Annotated in this window: 8 protein-coding genes and 1 pseudogene; 1 reads left to right on the forward strand and 8 read right to left on the reverse strand. The window is 41.5% G+C overall.

The window, feature by feature from the left end:
- Positions 1 to 31: 31 nt before the first annotated feature.
- From BQ9893_RS12045 to BQ9893_RS12080, 7 genes and pseudogenes are all read right to left on the reverse strand, one after another.
- A complete protein-coding gene (locus BQ9893_RS12045) occupies positions 32 to 4,054 on the reverse strand; it encodes a glycoside hydrolase family 2 TIM barrel-domain containing protein (protein ID WP_075967353.1) in 4,023 nt (1,340 codons plus the stop codon).
- 462 nt (positions 4,055 to 4,516) lie between these two features.
- Positions 4,517 to 5,032 carry a hypothetical protein gene (locus BQ9893_RS12050; RefSeq protein ID WP_139322605.1) on the reverse strand — a complete coding sequence of 172 codons (516 nt, stop codon included), beginning with the start codon at positions 5,030 to 5,032 and terminating at the stop codon, positions 4,517 to 4,519.
- 12 nt (positions 5,033 to 5,044) lie between these two features.
- Complete coding sequence (locus BQ9893_RS12055) at positions 5,045 to 6,301, reverse strand: hypothetical protein (protein ID WP_075966266.1); 1,257 nt, start codon at positions 6,299 to 6,301, stop codon at positions 5,045 to 5,047.
- Positions 6,302 to 6,478: 177 nt separating this feature from the next.
- Positions 6,479 to 7,987 carry a RagB/SusD family nutrient uptake outer membrane protein gene (locus BQ9893_RS12060; protein ID WP_075966267.1) on the reverse strand — a complete coding sequence of 503 codons (1,509 nt, stop codon included), beginning with the start codon at positions 7,985 to 7,987 and terminating at the stop codon, positions 6,479 to 6,481.
- 22 nt (positions 7,988 to 8,009) lie between these two features.
- Positions 8,010 to 10,967 carry a SusC/RagA family TonB-linked outer membrane protein gene (locus BQ9893_RS12065; protein ID WP_075967354.1) on the reverse strand — a complete coding sequence of 986 codons (2,958 nt, stop codon included), beginning with the start codon at positions 10,965 to 10,967 and terminating at the stop codon, positions 8,010 to 8,012.
- Positions 10,968 to 11,802: 835 nt separating this feature from the next.
- Positions 11,803 to 13,593, reverse strand: a complete 1,791-nt coding sequence (locus tag BQ9893_RS12075) for a RagB/SusD family nutrient uptake outer membrane protein (RefSeq protein ID WP_075966269.1) — start codon at positions 13,591 to 13,593, stop codon at positions 11,803 to 11,805.
- 15 nt (positions 13,594 to 13,608) lie between these two features.
- Positions 13,609 to 14,190 (reverse strand): annotated as a pseudogene (locus tag BQ9893_RS12080) (SusC/RagA family TonB-linked outer membrane protein); the annotation flags it as partial.
- Between the two features lie 399 nt (positions 14,191 to 14,589).
- Between BQ9893_RS12080 and BQ9893_RS12085 the strand changes: the two are divergent.
- The gene (locus BQ9893_RS12085; RefSeq protein ID WP_244155011.1) at positions 14,590 to 15,222 is read left to right on the forward strand and encodes a transposase; all 633 of its coding nucleotides are present in this window, start codon (positions 14,590 to 14,592) and stop codon (positions 15,220 to 15,222) included.
- Here the strand turns inward: BQ9893_RS12085 and BQ9893_RS12090 are convergent.
- Positions 15,199 to 18,138 carry a SusC/RagA family TonB-linked outer membrane protein gene (locus BQ9893_RS12090; protein WP_081415450.1) on the reverse strand — a complete coding sequence of 980 codons (2,940 nt, stop codon included), beginning with the start codon at positions 18,136 to 18,138 and terminating at the stop codon, positions 15,199 to 15,201. The genes BQ9893_RS12085 and BQ9893_RS12090 overlap by 24 nt on opposite strands.
- Positions 18,139 to 18,215 lie beyond the last annotated feature (77 nt).

An 18,215-nucleotide genomic window follows, 5' to 3' on the forward strand; every position in this document is an offset into this window, starting at 1 on the left:
CTCCTGTTTCATCATCTAATATCTTGTTCAATTAATCAGCCAAAATCACCAATTCGGCCCCCGATGCAAAATCCTGTCCGCGTTGCTCGCTCAATGCGGTAAAGCGGATATAGCGGGCTTCGACCGGCTGATCGAACAACACTTTCTTTTCCTTCAGGTTATTTTCAAAAGTGCCTTTCAGGATCGGTTCGCCCCAGTTTTTACCATCCTGGCTGACACTGATCGAATAATCCTTGACGTTACCATTCGATCCGTCCTGCCGGGGAAGGAATGAAAAACCTTTGATCTGTTTTACTTCACCGGCATCCAGATCCACCCAATGCGGATATTTGGCAACGGTCACAGAAAACATCGTATGCCAGATCGTATTCGGATCACCATCCGTCAGGTTCTTGGCATCTCCGTAACCGGACTCTTCGCTGCTTGTATAAATCACTTCCGTCTGTATGCTCTCTATCTTGCTGAATGAAGCCGTCGCATTGATTTTCGGATTATCTTTAAACCAGGCTTTTACGACACCGCCATTACGGAACGGGATAGCCTCCGTATATTCCTTTGCTTTTCCTTTTCCGTCGATCGTATAGCAAATCACAGCGTCTTTACGGGCCGATGAAAGCTCAACAGCTCCGGCACGATTACGCATGATTGTCAACGGCACTTCTCCGGCGGGTGCGACATTTGCAGTAACCGTTAAATCTTCTCCGGCGGGACGGATTATAAAGCCCATGTCATGATGTCCGGCAAAAACACGATCCTGTTCCAGCGGTCCGCCTTGCCCGCAACTGTTTCCACCCAACCCGGTCACTGCCGCATCCAAGTGCAGATAAGTATCTCCAGCAGCCGGCAACTGATAGGGATGGGAAGCCAAAATCAAATCCAGCGCTGAGTATTGAAGAGCCGATGCTGACAAACGACCGGTAGCCACAAACACAGCCCCCTCGCCGTCCGAATCGGTCAGGGCACACCAACGTACATCCTCGTGGTTGCCCATATCTTGCGGTTTCGGGAAATTAACAAACTCACCGGCCACCGTATTCTTATGTTGCTCGATAAACTGTCCGCTCTTGCGGTCGGCATAGTTGTCGATCGGGCCACGTCCGTAATAAGTGAAGCCGGCATATTGCTGCGGGATTTTCATCACATATCCCAAGCGCGGCAATACCAAGCTCGGATGATTGGAGGTGATGCTCGACTGCAATTCGACAGAGCCGTCAGGATAAACGGTCCAGATTTGATTTGTCGTAAACTTGAAATCATTTTCCCCGAAACTCTTATCCGTCAATTCCTCTATGCTGTTCTTCCCCGTACTGGTCCCGCCTTTGATCTTAGCTCCGTTCGGTGCTTGCGACTCGACAGTAAAGGCCAGGACAACCGTGCCATCGTTTCTTTCCTGTACCGTGCTGTTCGTTGCCCGATGTTGCAGGTTATGCAAACCGTGTTCAAACCACTGCGAATAGAACCAGTTGTCGTTATTGGTAAAAGCACGCAAGGCATCGAGCTTCGGGCCGTTTCCTTCGGTTATAACCGTCTTGCCTCCGTAGGCCAGGCTGTAGATCGTACCCGTCTCCATATCAAACTTGGCTACAAAATTGTCACCGCTCACCGTCCTAATCGAAGTATCCGATTTATCCAACTCCGCTTTTCCGGCAGAAGCCGTCACGGCACTGATGGAAGGACGTTCCGTAGCTTCCTGCAACAAAATTTGTTCCTCCGCCATCACAAATCCTTTTTCAGCCCACGGCATATTGTCCTTCAAAAGGAACTGCATCTTTACAAAATATTCGGAATCATTCTTCAGCTTGCCAAAAGGCACAGGTATCGACACTTGTACTTTGGTACGGGCAGGAACCGTCCCGGAATTAACCAAACCCGATTGTAGTTCTTTTCCGTTTTCATAAAGCGACCATCTTATATCATAATCCGAAAGATCCTTAAAATAGTATTTATTGAATATCTCAAAGAGCCCCTTACGGACATCAACCGCTTTCACGCCAATATGCTGATAGACCTTCTTCACTTCATAATACTGTGGTTTCGGTTCCAGATCACCGAACACTATGCCATTCATCACGAACTGACCGTCATTCGGAGTATCACCGAAATCCCCGCCGTATGCCAAATATCGTTTACCGGTCTTTTTATCATAGTTATACATCGACTGGTCCACCCAATCCCAGATAGCACCGCCGCAGAAGAAGTTTGTCGATTCCATCGCCTCCCAGTAATCCACCAGATTACCACAGGCGTTCCCCATCGAATGAGCATATTCGGAAATATGGAACGGATATTTGATATCATAATCGCCTTTCACCGCACCACGCGTCCAACCGATCGACGGGTATTGGTTCGAACCCATATCCACGATATCATTATTACGTTCATATTGAACAGGGCGGGATTTATCCACCTGTTTCAACGCGTCATAAGCAGCCACGAAGTTTTCACCCGGCCCCGCCTCATTGCCCAACGACCAGATCACGATAGACGGATTGTTGATATTGGCATGAACCATTTCCATCACACGTGCGACATGCGCCTTTTTCCATTCCGCCGGATGCGAAAGGGATGCAGCGCCGTAATAATATTCATGCGACTCGATATTGGCTTCGTCTTCCAGGTAAAGGCCATATTTATTGCATAAGAAATACCAGTAAGGATCATCCGGATAATGCGAATTACGCACATGGTTGATATTGGCACGCTTCATCAGCATCACCTCTTTTTCCATCATATCGCGCGTGATGGCATGCCCGACTGCCGGATTCGACTCATGGCGGTTGACACCTTTCAACTTGACAGTCTTACCATTTATATAATAGTAACGTCCGGCCAACCCGAATTCATCTTCTTCTGCCGGTGTATCTTTGATTTCCACTTTACGGAAACCGACTACAGTCGAAACTGTTTCCACCGTTTTGCCTTTGGCATTTTTCAACTCCGCCACCAACGTATAGCAATACGGGAACTCTGCCGACCATTTGTTCGGAGCCTTTACATTTAATAAAGCCTGCGACGTTTGCGTCTGGCCTGGGTTTACGACATCTACCGTTGCCGAAGTTGCCACATTATCAACTTTCGTGTTCTCATCCGAATACAACTTGTTGGCATACAGCGTATATTCCAACTTATACCCTTTAGCCGCTTTCTTATCCAGGTTCCGCACATCGGCCGAGATCGCCAGTGAGCCATCCGTATATACCGCATCCAGATCAGGAGTCACAACCAGGTCGCGAACGTGTACTTTAGGAGCCGAATAGAGAGCGACCGTCCGGAAGATTCCCGGCAGGCGGAACATATCCTGTGCTTCCAGGAAAGAACCGTCGGAACTGCGATACACTTCGGCGGCTACCACATTCGTTCCCTTACGGAGATAAGGAGTGATATTGAAATTAGCCGTATTGCGTGAATTCTTGGAGAAACCCACATAACGGCCGTTAATCCACAGATAGAAGAAAGAGTCGACTCCATCGAAACTGATAAAAACTTCGCGTCCGTCCCAATCCTGGGGTATCTCGAAGTCACGACGGAAAGAACCGACTTCATTCCGATGCTTGTAGGTCGTCCAATTTGCCAGCGGAGTGCGCATCACGCCTCCGCGCCAGTCGTCGACCGCCACCTTATGCTGGAAGATTACCGGCTGGTTCACATAGATCGGAACTCCATATTTTTGGCTGCCGTCTTTCTGGATTCCGTAGATATTCCAACTGGAAGGAACCGGGATATTGTCCCAGCCGGATACATCGAACTCCGTCTTATAGAAGTCTTTCGGCCGTGAATCGGGATCAGGCGCCCAATTGAACTTCCAGTCTCCATTCAGGGACTGCCAAAATTTACTGTTTTCCGGCAATACCTTACGAGCACTTTCCACATCCTGGAAAGGGAAAATATAAGCATGCGGTTGTTCTTTGTTCAGAGCCAGATTCTCAGGAGACTCCCACTCTTTACCGGTCGGCGCTTCTGCCGGTCCGTAACTAAATCCCCCAAGCGGCAATTGATCAGCCATGCTACAGAAAGAAGCACAACAGAGCGCTAAGGCTAATGAGATTTTTTTCATGATGTTCATTTTAGGAATAATAGATTCTATTTGTATATTCACATTTTTCAGACATACCAAAATATCTACAAATATAGGCAATTAACACAGAATACGAAAGAACCACCAGGATAACTGCATCAACTATCATATATTATCATTGATAAAACAACAAAAAAATCACATATCAATTATTTATCAAATATCGGATATGCTTTAAAACTGATATTGAATATGTTAGAACCGACCTTTTTTCCATAACGATAAGTGACTTTTTTCTGTAATAACTTGAAAAACTTCTTTAGAACCGGATGAAACTAAAAACATGATAGTTGCATGATAGTAGTATGACAGTTAAAAACAGGAACTATCATGCTTTAAAGCATTGAATAACAAAATCTATAGAATAATAATGATAGTATGATGGTTATTTTGCAAAATCTTTTATGGAAATATTCTTTCAGACCAACAAAAAAGAGAGATTCAATACAAATCGAAACGTTGTTCCTCAAGCAAAACACTCCCAAGTGCAATAACCTCTTCTTTTTCATCCACAAGATAATACGGAACAGTTCCTTCGAAAGAAACCTGATCGAATCCTTCGGCAATCATATATTCACAATTATAAGGTATTACATGAGTTGAATCAGGTTTGATGATTTTCATATTACTCACTGTTACATCATTTCTTCCGGTTTTACTTATCGCGTTTCTATTTGTAGGAAACTTTCTCTGAGCAACATATTCACATACAAACAAATGGAACGTAATACTATTTTGAAATATGATAATATCATGTTTGTATTCATTTTTCATCTTTAATGTCAACATCTTCGTCTGCTTATCATAAGATTGGCTGACACGTAAAGTTCCTTGCAAATCATAACCGGTCTTTTCCACTTCCAAATCTGCCAATTTATATCCTGTTTGACCGTAACAAGTTGTTGCAATTAATAAACAAACGGATAATAGCGCTTGAAATAACACTTGAATTTTCATAACTTATTGATTTTAATGTTTATAATGTTTTAAGGAATAATTATATAGCGTTTCTTGTTTCCATAGCATATACAGTCTCTCAAGAACATATTTTTCGGAAACCGAAGGATTCAAACGTATTTCTGCACTATATGCATTTATCTCGTTTTTATAATATTCAGGACAAAGCAGATTTTCAATCTTAGACTCTTCACCATTGATAAAACTCATTGGATTCGTGACACCGGCAAATTCATACTTTAACAAATAATCCACATGTTCCGGAGGTATTTGGAGATAATACGGCGGAACAAGAGATATTCCAGTCTTACTTGACCATGCCTCATCATAATTACAATGATAGGCTTCATGATAAAGAATAGACATTTGATCCTGATTTTCATAATTAAAAAATTTATAACAAAGGATGATTTTCTTTCTTCCGGTTTCTTCATCAACTTCAACCTTGGCATTACTTGTGCACACACTCTCCGTAAGCACAATATCCACATCATCTATCCCGCAAGCCAACTCCTTCATTCTTTTCTTTATATCCGGAATCTTTTGGATCAAGTTCGCCCGGGTAATGGAACCGGGAGGCGGATTATTGCTTGTGCCTCCGCCACCTCCGATCCCCGTTTCTCCTCCGATAATCGGATTAGAATCCGTATAGTCTATGGTTTCCGAGATCCAAACCGTTCGTTCCTTACAATATAAGCCACGGGAGACTTCAATGCCATCCCATTCTATGATCCCATAATGGCAATCATAATATTCTTTCCCCAAAGCACGGGTTTGAGGCGGATCTTCGAACTTTAGTTCTCCGCCCGATTCGTCTCCAAAGATATTATAGCTCAACTCGTCGAAGACAAAATCCTGTTGGTAAGCACGAATATGGTCGTTCTCACGTGTAATCGTCCGGTAACGAAGTGTATCCCCCTGTATGTCGAAAAACCAAATCGTATGAATGATTTTCGGGATTTCTTCCTTATAAACCGGAACAAGATAAGAGATGTCCCTTTTCTCTTCTCCCATAGGCAATGCATATTGCCACAAGGGAGTTCCATACAACCGGGTGAATCTGTCAAAAAAAGGAGTGATGCTGTCGACGCGCTGCATGGCTGCTTGGATCAACAACAGATTTTCGTCAAGTTCGAACACCGATTTAGTCATGAAAAGAGAAGCCGAAGCCTCTTCATCCGGTCCAACGATCGGCAAATCGTCTTGGCAGGCGGGGAAAAAAGCGAGAACCAAGAAAACAATAATCCCTAATATTTGAGTCCGTTTCATACATAGTACATTAAATAATTTATTTCAGTTAACGCAACAAGACTGTCCGTCTATATGAGAGGACTTATCGTTCTTTCAAACGATAAACAAGAACAGGTTTAGGTTTGGAAAGTAGGGAATGGCGAAATTCACATCCGGCCATTCCCTCATGGTTATTTATGTGTGTCTGTGAAAAAATTAATACCCTTCATTCTGTTGTCCTTTGATCTGCGGGTTGGAGTCGATTTCTTCTTTCGGAATCGGCCATACCCACATATAATCATCGGCTGATTTAACCATATCCGTACCCAAAGCCGGCAGATAAGACTGAACCTGTGCTTCACTTGTAGAACGGTTTAGCCCTTTCTTCCAACGCTTCATGTTAAAGATATGGGGATCTTCACCAAACAATTCGCGGACATATTCATCCTGAATCTCTTTCATCAAAGCATTGCCACTATACGCCTTTTCGTTCCATCCTTTGATACGGGCTGCTTTCAATTCGTTCAATATTTTGGAAGCATTGGTTTCATCGCCTGACATTGCATAAGCTTCCGCCGCTATCAAATACATTTCAGAAATACGAAATGCCTTCGTCTGGTTTCTATTTTCAGTCTTCCCATCAATAAAAGCTGGATTACCCGGCCACTTGTTACAGTATGTAAGCACAAAGTCACTTACAGACTGGGCATCGATCGAATCGTGAACGAAATAAGCGCCATAACGAATGTCTTTATCCTGATCATACAACCCCAAAACAGTCTTGGTCGGTATATAAGAAGGACGAGGTAAAACATCAATAATTCCGCTAAAAGCACTACCCAACGAATTTGGACAATCTTCCTGTCCTTTAATCATGACGAACTGCCAGATAGCCTCTGTTCCGTTGTCATGTACCCACATTTCCGCATAGGCTTCAGCATCTGTCATCAAAGGATATGTCCCGCTATTGATCAATGATATCGCAGCAGAAATCGCGCTCGAATAATCTTCCTTCTCAAGAGCCACACGGGCTTTCAGAGCTTTAACGACATCTTTCGTGATATAAGCCGAATTCTGCATTCCAGCCGTTGTCACCAAATCCTCCGCCTTAGCCAAATCATCTTCTATTTGTGCAAATGTTTCAGCCAAAGAACTTCGTTCCGGATAGCTGGCATCGTTAGACGAAGGATTGTATTCGTAGACCAAAGGTACGCCATAGTCACTGGTCGCCGTAGACACATCATAATTTTTACAAAAATGACGCGCCAACTCAAAATAGGCAAATGCACGCGAAAAATAGGCATGCCCCATATAAAGACGAACCGATGCCCGATCCGCATCCGACAGCGTATTGGCGTCCAGCAAAGCCTGTGCTCCCTTCAACAAGACATTGGCATTAGCGATATAATTATAGTTATTGCTCCAGCATCCCGAAAAAGCGCCATCCGTAATCGTAAATTCCCAACGGTAAAAAGCACCGTATGTATTCCCGTAATCGGCTGTAGCGATTATCAAACCGGACTGAACCAAGGCATCCATTGCATAAGCGTTTTGCAAATATGAACGCCATTCCGAATGAAACAAATTACTGTATTTCTGACAGTCCAAGACGGATTGGACCGATTCATTCGTCGCAATAGAAGTTTCCGACGTCAAATCCATGTCACAGGCAGTAAAAGCCGTACAGCAACAGGCAAACAAAGACAATATAGTTTTCTTTTTCATATTTCTTTTCCTTTTTAATTAATTAGAATGTAAACTCAGCACCGAACGAGAATTGACGGGTATTCGGATATTTACCTAACTGCAAATTCGAATCGACTTCCGGGTCAGCACCTTGGTACTTCGTAGCCGTCAACAAGTTACGCCCCACAGCAAAGACTCTCAATCCACGAATAAAACCGGTCTTTCTCAAAAAACTTTGAGGTAGATTATAACTAACAGTCAAGTTTTTCAAACGCAGGAAAGAGGCGTTTTCCAATAAATGCGTATCGAAATATCGTGGAGAATTAACAGCCGCGATATTCGTAACCTGTCCCGGAGTGGTCCACATGTTTTCCATTTCGACCGTTTGGTTCAACTGTCCTACAAAATTCGGATTTTCAACAAAATAGCGGTCATTATCAATTATATACTTGCCCAACATAAAAGAGAAATCAGCATTCACACTGAAGCCTTTCCAATCAAAACGTGTACTGAAACCACCTGCCCAGGGAGCAAACTGCTGTTTACCGGTAAATGCAGCATTATTTTCATCATATACCTTCGTCTCTTTTCCATCTTTGTCCAACCAAATCTGCTGTCCATCCTGCGGATCAACTCCTACCCATCTCACATAATAAAACTCCCCGTAAGGTTTCCCTACCTCATATTTTATACCAGTATTTGCCAAGACATATTCATTACGTCCACCAAACAATTCCGTTATTTTGTTTTTATTGTAGTTAATATTAGCCGATACACTCCAGAACATATCCTTGTTGGAAATGATGTCATAAGAAGCAGACAATTCGATACCTCTATTGAGCATGCTGCCGATATTTCCCCAGCCGGAACTATGGCCGGTCGTATAAGAGAACGGGATCGTCATCAACATATCTTCCGTCACTTTGTTGTAAAAATCAAAATCGACACTCAAACGATTGAAGAGACGAGAGTTAAATCCGATGTTCAACGTCTTTTGTTTTTCCCAAGTCAAATCGTCATTCTGTACGGAAGAAATAGCAAAATACTGCTCTCCGTTATAATTGCCCGTACCGATCAATCCTAATGCCGGATAATAAGGATCCCCATCAAAAGCAGAATTTCCGGTCGTTCCGTAACTTGCTTTCACACGCAATTCCGACAACCAGTCGACATCGGAAAGAAATTCCTCTTTCTTCATATTCCACATCGCTCCAATAGAAAAGAAAGATGCCCAACGATTGTTGACACCGAACAAAGAAGAGCCATCCGTACGGTAAGATGCATCCAAATAGTATTTCTCGTCATAATTATATTCGGCACGTGCAAAGAAAGAATTCATCACTTTCTTTTTCAAATCTGCACTTGGCTTCTTATATGTCGTACCATGGCTTATCAATGTCAGACGATCATCCGTAATCCCGTCAACACTTGCTCCGAAAGAACTACCATCATAAATAATAGCTTCTTGACCGACAAGAGCCGTGATATTATGCATTTTATTAATATCGAACTTATACTCGACCGTATTTGTCAAAGTAAAAGAAGTATAACGCTGGAATGATTCTTGAGCCGAACCTGAATAGTTATTATACTGAGCCGGCATATTCCTGTAACGATACCTGTAATCAAAAGCATCCATAGCTTGAGAAGCACGCAATGTCAAACCCTTTATCGGCGTTATTTCTTCAAACATATTCCCGAAAAGACGGATTTTATTTTTTTCTTTCGGTTGATTTTCCAATAAATAATACGGATTCCACAATCCTAATACATCAAGCAAATCTTTACGTTTTCCATACGAAATACTACCATCCGCATTTTCAATCACCCTATATGGAGTCTCGAACGGGAAAGCCCAACGGCTCAATGTCGATACATTATACCAGTTATTACCACTCGAGGCAAATCCATTCGTTTCCCAGTCTTCGTAAGACAGACCTAAATTCACACCTACGTGTAACCAGCTGAAAACCTTCGTATCCAAATTACTACGCAATGTTTCACGACGCATACCCGAAGCCGGTTCCACACCTTCTGCATCGTAATGGCTGGCAGAAATAAAATAATTTGTTTTGTTGGCTACACCGGAAATACTTGCATCCAACTGCCAAGTCGGTGCATTATCTTTCAAGAAATAATCTTCCCAGTCTGTCGAAATGCCCAAACGCATCGCATTTTCGATTTTTGAAAAATCGGCATTCGGATTGATTGTCTTCCACAAATCATAATATTGCGTCGTATTCATCACCTTGGATGTCGGCAATGCCGGTTGTGAAAAACCATATTGACCTTTTACCGTCACGGTTGGTTTAGAACCTCTACCTCGTTTACTCGTAATCACAACCACACCGTTTGCTGCACGTGAACCATAAATAGAAGTAGAAGAAGCATCTTTCAGAATCGTCACATTTTCGATATCACTCGGGTTCAATGCGGTGAATACGCCACTTGATATCGGAGATCCATCCAAAATAAACAATGGCTCCGTAGAAGAGTTAATAGAACTGACACCACGCATACGCATAGATACATTTTCACTCGGTTCACCCGAAGAGGTAAAAACCTGCAGCCCGGCAACCTGTCCCTGTAAAGCATCAGCAAAGTTAGCACTCGGACGATTCGAAATTTTTTCCGACTTAACAGCTGCCACCGAGCCGACCATCGATCCTAATTTTTTTGCAGATCCATAAGTACCCGTAATCAAAACTTCATCCAGCATTTCAGAAGAAGTCCTCATGATAATTGTTTGATTCGGTTTGATTTTAATCACCTCGGTTTCCATTCCGACAAACGAAATTTCCAGTTCTTTTGCTGATACCGGCACATTCGTCAATGTAAAAATGCCATTCTCATCGGTTACCGTCCCGATGCTTGTCCCTTTTACCACTACTGTCGCACCGATAATAACTTCTCCATCCTCTTCCGAAAGAATTTTCCCGGTAACTTTAGACGTTTGAGCCATTACCATACCTATACCTATTATACAACAGGCAAGCAATAACAACATTCTTCTTTTCATCATAATTACACATTTAGATTTATAGTATAAGTCCATTAGATTATTTAGTTCTGATAGAACTCATAGAATAAAATCTGATGCTTCTATTGACAAAAAGAATATTAATCGTTATAAATCAATCAATTAACAGAGAAGACAATCGAAAAAGGAATAAATTTATCACTTTCATGGGTTCATCTCTAAAGAGAAAAATAACAAACGGTCCAAAAAAAATCATATACAACTAATACACAAATACTTATATACTTATTTTCAAATTCAAAAATTATATTACACGACATATTATATATTATTTCATGTAAAATTTCAGTTTTATAAATAAATTATATATATATTTGTGCTAAAATAAAACGTAGTTCTATCAGAACTACGTTTTATACCTCCGATTAAAATTTCAAAAATCAGTATATTTCAAATACAATCGTTCAAATACATCACTTCGCGACACTTTTTTAAAGATATATATTTATTAACACAAATAAAACCTCAATTCAGCAATATATCCAGAAAAATTTCTAACAAAATCAAATTATCACTACTTTTACTTCTAATAATGATCTACCTTAAAGAAGAGGGTAGAAATTATATATCATTTTCCCTTCAAATCAAACGCATAAACAAAGCCTCCATAGTCGACAGCAAACAACCTATTGCCGGACACTGCCACGGATGCTAAAACAGGAGTCCCCATTCTATGGTGCCATAAGATAGCCACAAACGATGCATTGAAATGAACAGTTGATAATATAAAAATACAGAAAAAGTGCACCCAAAGATTATCCCAATCTTTTGATGCACTTCTTTTCTATATTTTTCTATGTAACAGGAAAATCAATCATTCGGCCCAATACTTGTTTTGGACTAAGTTCGGATTGTAAATCAAATCCTGTGTAGCAAGCGGAGTATAATAATACTTCGGATCGACAAAAGTCCATCGACCGATTTGTGAAATCATGCGAACATATCCTTTATCCCCGTTGGTCAACGAATAAGTATTGCCCTCCAACACTTCGACCTGCAAATTATATTTATCTTTATCTGCCTGAGGAATAGCATCTGCATCCGCCTGTGTAGCCACTATTGCATAGTCGGGTTGCCCATCTCCAGTTACATCCAAATAACCTGTTTCCAAATAAACACCTTCCGGAACATTAGCAAGCAGTTTTCCACATCCCCAACGCCTCAAATCTCCGTAGCGGAAACCTTCGCACGCCAACTCGATACGACGCTCACGACGTACCTCATAGACAGCTCCTTTTTGCGAAGAAGAAACGTTCGAATAACGACTTGCCTGAACCGGATCGATATTATTCAGCCAATCGCTCAATAAAGCGTGAGGCATCCCTACACGATCACGCAACTTATTGATCGTCAGATCCACATCTTCTTGTGTCAACTCGCCTAATTCAGCCTTTGCTTCAGCATACATCAACAAAACTTCGGCATAACGGATCAGAGGCAGGTCCGTATAAGAATTATTCCATGTTATTTGATCTGCTGTTCGAGGAGAAAATTTCACTTGCGGATATCCTCCCATGGTCAATTTCGGACGAGAGGGATCAACCTTATCTGCACGGACAAAACCCGGAGCCATAAAAGTCTGCCTCATACGAGGATCTCGATTCTCGAATACTTCTGTAAACTTTTTAGTTGCATAACCCGGTACATCTTGAAACCGTTTCGTTTTGCCATTCTCTACCACCAAATAGTCTTCCATCAAATCACGAGACATACTGGAATTGAAGTCAAACAACGATGCTCCGGCATTATGGTTACGTCCTAAAGCTTTATCATAGTCCTCATAGATAATCATTTCTTTATTATTACTCAAATCTTGACTGCAAAACAGAGCCTCATAGGCATCAATTTCTCCGGATTTAGCTGTCGATAACTCATACATACCTGAATTCATGATTTTTTGACAAGCTTCTACCACTACTCGTAAGAAACGTTCCGAATCGTTCAAATTCAATTCCGGATGATATTTACGCCAGCAACCTTCAGCCAAGGCTATACGGGCCTGAATAGCCAAAGCTCCATTTTTAAACCAACGAGTACGACTCGTCCCATTTGTCATATTATTAACAGCGAAATCCAAGTCCGCCATAATGGAGTCTACAACCAACGTACGAGGATCCTGCGTCTTATACAACAAATCTTTGTCTGTTGTCTGTAAATCACGACTAAACCAAGGCACATCCGAATAAGACAAGACTTTATCATAATACAACTTCGCACGAAACATACGAGCCAAGCCAATATAATGATTAACTTCAGCGACATCGCCATCAACTTTTCCGACTCTTGCCAACATAAAATTGACATTCCGGATATCCTTCCAATCCCAAACGCTTTGATTATCGGGATTAACCTCTCCACGCATCATACTATAAATACTCTGACTTTCCGTATAAATCATATTATCGGAAGGAGCATCCGTATAACCTGAAACTATGTTCCCATACAAACCGTTCGTATAGGCTTCTAAATCACTCGTGTTATTGAAAAATCCGTCTTCCGTAATTGATGTTTCCGGATATCTTTCCAAAAAAGAGTCATTGCATCCGCTCAATCCCAAAAGACCGATGCATCCGAATAACCATATTTTTATATTATTTTTTACCATAACTTATGTCTCAAATTAGAATGTAACATTTAAACCAAAGGAATAGGAACGTTGTAACGGATATATCTGTCCTCCCAAACATTCCGGATCCATCTTGTAATATTTGTATAGACCACTGATCTCACACAAGTTATCACCAGAGAAGAAAACGCGAAGACGACTGATATTTACTTTTTCCACCCATTTTTGTGGAAGTGTGTAACCAAACGTCAAATTCTTTAAACGAGCGTATGCAGCATTTTGCAAATAACGCGTCTGTGGAACGGCTAATCCTCTTCCACTGACATATGCTTGATAAGACTTGACACGAGGGAAATATCCATTCGGATTTTCTTCAGTCCAATGATCATTATAGTTTCCATATGTAAGATTAGTCCATGGATCATAATACATTCCCCAAAAATACGGGTCACGCGTCGGATAATAATCCTTTTTCATTATGCCCTGAATAAACAAGCTAAAATCGAACCCATTCCAATCTCCATTAACAGTAAACCCGAAAGCATAACGGGCACGATCGTTACCAATAATCGTATAATCGCCATGATCATTCAATGTATTTGCACCTTTATTGATCTTTCCATCATTATGCGAATCAGCAGTTGAAAACATCTTCAGATTCTTGATTTAAAAGTTTGTAATTCAGTTAATTATCTCATTATTTTATTTTGTAATCTCCTTGAAAATCAGTAAATTAGAAGAATAAAACCACTCATTTTTCTAATTATGATTCCCAAGGAGAAAAAGTTAATACTAATAGGTTTGTATATGTATATCTGTGATGTCCATAAGTCTTCTCTGCGTTTCCACTGCCAGAGATTCAGTAACAATTCCAATCCTGAGTTTACGGATGAGGAGGTTCTTACCATCTATCTGTTCTGCGGGTACTGCCAGAGATACTTCAACATCAAGGAGATACATACCTTCGCTAAGGAGTATCTGTCATCATGGTTTCCAAAATTGCCGTCTTATCAAACGTTTTGCGTACGCCTAAATATGCTTTCAGAAACATTTAAGGTGCTGGTGGAAACCATGATACAATCATTCAAGCCCAAGGATTGCGACTCCATTATATCCATTGTCGATTCTATGCCGATAGTGACCTGTAAAGGGAAAAACCGAGAGGGGAAAGTAGCTACGGAGATAACATCAAAAGGGTATTGCTCCACTAAGAACATGTACTACTATGGCATGAAACTGCATATGGTAGGACAGCGTAGGGAGGGAACCTTACCTTTTCCGGAAATGATAACTCTGACACCGGCTTCGGACAACGACCTGACCGTATTCAAAAGCGAATGCGTGCCATACCTATCCGGAAAGACGGTGCTTGCAGACAAGATTTACAGCGATTTCTCTTTCTTTAATGAGAACAATCCGGTTAAAGTGCTTACTCCGCATAAAGAGATTAAAGGGGAACCGGAAGTTCTCAAACAGAGGGAGAAAGCTGCAAGAGACCTTTTCTCGCAAGCCGTTTCTAAAGTCAGACAACCTATCGAATCCTTTTTCAACTGGCTGAATGAAAAAACAGAAATTCAAAGAGCATCTAAAGTAAGAGCTACCAAAGGGCTGTTGGTACATACCTTTGGAAAGTTGGCTATTGCTCTACTTACATTTGTTAATTTTTAATTTTTGAATCAGAAAGCCAACTGCTGATTCGCATTCATTATTCAAATCTTTATATTTGACGTCACCCGGAGCCATAGGAGGCGTGCCCGGATATGGATCAACTTCTGTTTGGCTTGCACTGTTATTGATATCTTCCTGAGAAGTGAAAAAACCGTCATTCACCAAACCCCAAATTTCACCCCACTCTTTTCCTACATAATGGTCTCCCAAATCACCTGTTTCATTAGCATATTTCGTAATCCAAGAACGGCTATCACCTATATTAAAGCTTAATCCGTAATTGAATGGTTTGCCAGACAAATTAAACTGATCACGCCAGTTGATTGTCAGATCCCAACCGGTGGTCTTCAAGTCTGCCGCATTCTCCAACGGAACAGCAGTACCTAACACAGACGGCAATTTAGCTCCATCCTTCAACATGTCTTTTGTACGCCGTATATAGCCATCCACTGTTGCCGTAAGACGGTTATTGAAGAAGTTGATGTCCATACCCCAGTCGGTAGTCGTCACTGTCTCCCATGTCAAATCGCCAGCAACCAATCCCGGAGCAGAAACATAAACAGGTTGTTTACCATCCAAAATTTGCGTCGTTTTACCCGATCCCATTGTTGCCAAATAAGGATAATAATTATCTTTCAGATATTGATTACCCAAACTACCGTAAGAGAAACGCAACTTCAGGAAATTGACCACATCCCTCAAAGGCTCGAAAAAGTGTTCCTGTGAAATTACCCATGCTGCAGATCCGGATGGATTGAAAACAAAACGGGAGTCGGTCGGGAAACGTGAGGTTCCGTCATAACGCGCATTTACAGCAAGTATATAACGATTATCATAGGTATAATTCAAACGACCGAAAACGCTTCGAAAAGCCAGTTCCCTGATACGCTGCGTGACTGTCATATCACCCGTAGCCAGATTCGGTGTAGGCAATCCGTCTGTGATCAATTCTTTACGCTGAGCATACTCGTAAGATTCACGCCAACTTTCCTGATTATAACCTACCATTGCAGTGAAATCGTGCTTATCATTAAACAACTTATGAAAAGTAGCATATGCATCGAAAGTTGCCGTTGAGGCTTCTGTATTATCAAAAAATGCAGAAGAGACAGAGTTTTGATACAAGACCGGTGTTTCTGGGCCTTTACGGTAAGGAACGGATAACTGTGCACCGTCTTTGTTATTTCGGTTTGCAATATAAGCAAATGATCCATTCACAAAAAGAACATCTTTAATAATATCCAGTTTAGTCGTAAACTGCGTTGTCAAAGTAGTTTTGTTCTCCTTCTTACGTCCGCCTTCTGCAAAACGCCCCATAATAGCAGCTCCATCTTCCGTATAAGAACCATCCGGATTATATATCGGCACTAATGCATTTCGACGGTTCACTGCCCAGTAATAATCATTTCCCAAGAAATAGGGAGCGTCATAATCAGAAATCACTAAGCTTGTATTGTTTCCCAACGTCCACCACTTAGTCAGTTTAAAATCTAATTTAGAGCGAAGATTATATCGATTGAATTTATCTGTACCTTGCGACACCATTCCGTCCTGAAAATTATAGCCGGCAGAAAAATAATAATTCAGACGGTCAGTCTTTCCTGAAACATCTACTGTGTGGTTTGTAGAGAATGCCAAATTTTTATAAGCTTCTCCAAACCAATCGGTCTGACCAAAATAGGCGTATGTTCCATCAGGTTTTAGATAATACGGGGACAAACTCGGGTCAGCCGAAACTCGCTTTGCATATTCCAGCTCTTCCTGATTATGGTTAACCCCCCAAGGATAATAGAAATCATTACGTGCAGTCGCCACTGTATATGGGTCCGTAATTACATCAGCCATACTACTCAATTTACGCATAGCAAAGTTATTACTGTAATTAACGGTCAATTTTTCCTGTCCGGCAGTCTTTGTCGTCACCAAAATAACACCAAACGCAGCACGCGAACCATAAATAGCAGCCGAAGCAGCATCTTTCAAGACTGAAATACTACCGATGTCGGATGGATTCATACGGTTCAATTCTTCCGATGAAGAAACCACTCCGTCAATAACAATCAGTGGGTCACCTCCATTGATAGAAGTCGTACCACGTATATTAAAGGACGGAGAATCCGTTGCCTGACCACTACCGATCGACACGTTCATATTGGCAACCGATCCTTGCAAGGCCTGACCGACTGTCAAAACCGGACGATTCTCCAAAACTTTGGTAGAAACAGTAGCCACTGCACCTGAAAGGTCGACTTTCTTTTGTACACCATACCCGATAACAACCACTTCATCCAATGCTTCGCTATCCTCTTTCAAGACTATCTGCATAGTTGCTTTCGCCGGTATATCCAGAGTTTGATAACCGATATAAGAAATCGAAATAACAGCACCCGCTGGTACATCCGTCAAAGAAAAATTACCATCGATATCCGTAATACATCCTATCGTCGTTCCTTTAATCACGATATTTACTCCTGTCAACGGTTCCCCGCTCACATCCTTCACATTCCCTGTGATAGATATCTTCTTTTCCTGCTGTACTACGAGAACCGACTTTTCTGCCACTTGCTTTTTGCGAATGATAATCTGGCGATCGTTAATGATATACTCGATATCCGTCCCGTCAAACATCTGTTGCAAAATGTTTTCAACACTACGATTCGTCACATCGACATTCACCTCTCGGTTCAAATTGATGTTCGATCCATGATAAACAAAAATAAATTCACTATTTTTCTCGATGTAAGAAAATACATCCTTAATGCTTCGTCCGTTCATCTGAACCGTCAGCATCGTTTGGGTAGCATACGAAGATTCTGCATAAACGGCAGATCCTCCATAACCGACCAGACATAAGGCTAAACAAGCGCTTTTGAGAAAAGGTGTCGATTTTCGACTGAATTCTTCATTCTTTTTCATACATTTGTAACGTTTTTTCTTTGATACATAAAATTTAGATTAAACATGTTTCCGAGTCGAACGATCTGATCCATCGT

The organism is Parabacteroides massiliensis, from assembly GCF_900155425.1.
In the GTDB taxonomy this organism is placed as follows: domain Bacteria; phylum Bacteroidota; class Bacteroidia; order Bacteroidales; family Tannerellaceae; genus Parabacteroides; species Parabacteroides massiliensis.

What these genes read in the sequence shown, in the direction of transcription:
- BQ9893_RS12045 (WP_075967353.1), bottom strand. Translation starts at nt 4,054, where the DNA reads ATGAAAAAAATCTCATTAGCCTTAGCGCTCTGTTGTGCTTCTTTCTGT.
- BQ9893_RS12050 (WP_139322605.1), bottom strand. Translation starts at nt 5,032, where the DNA reads ATGAAAATTCAAGTGTTATTTCAAGCGCTATTATCCGTTTGTTTATTA.
- BQ9893_RS12055 (WP_075966266.1), bottom strand. Translation starts at nt 6,301, where the DNA reads ATGAAACGGACTCAAATATTAGGGATTATTGTTTTCTTGGTTCTCGCT.
- BQ9893_RS12060 (WP_075966267.1), bottom strand. Translation starts at nt 7,987, where the DNA reads ATGAAAAAGAAAACTATATTGTCTTTGTTTGCCTGTTGCTGTACGGCT.
- BQ9893_RS12065 (WP_075967354.1), bottom strand. Translation starts at nt 10,967, where the DNA reads ATGAAAAGAAGAATGTTGTTATTGCTTGCCTGTTGTATAATAGGTATA.
- BQ9893_RS12075 (WP_075966269.1), bottom strand. Translation starts at nt 13,593, where the DNA reads ATGGTAAAAAATAATATAAAAATATGGTTATTCGGATGCATCGGTCTT.
- BQ9893_RS12085 (WP_244155011.1), top strand. Translation starts at nt 14,590, where the DNA reads ATGCTTTCAGAAACATTTAAGGTGCTGGTGGAAACCATGATACAATCA.
- BQ9893_RS12090 (WP_081415450.1), bottom strand. Translation starts at nt 18,138, where the DNA reads ATGAAAAAGAATGAAGAATTCAGTCGAAAATCGACACCTTTTCTCAAA.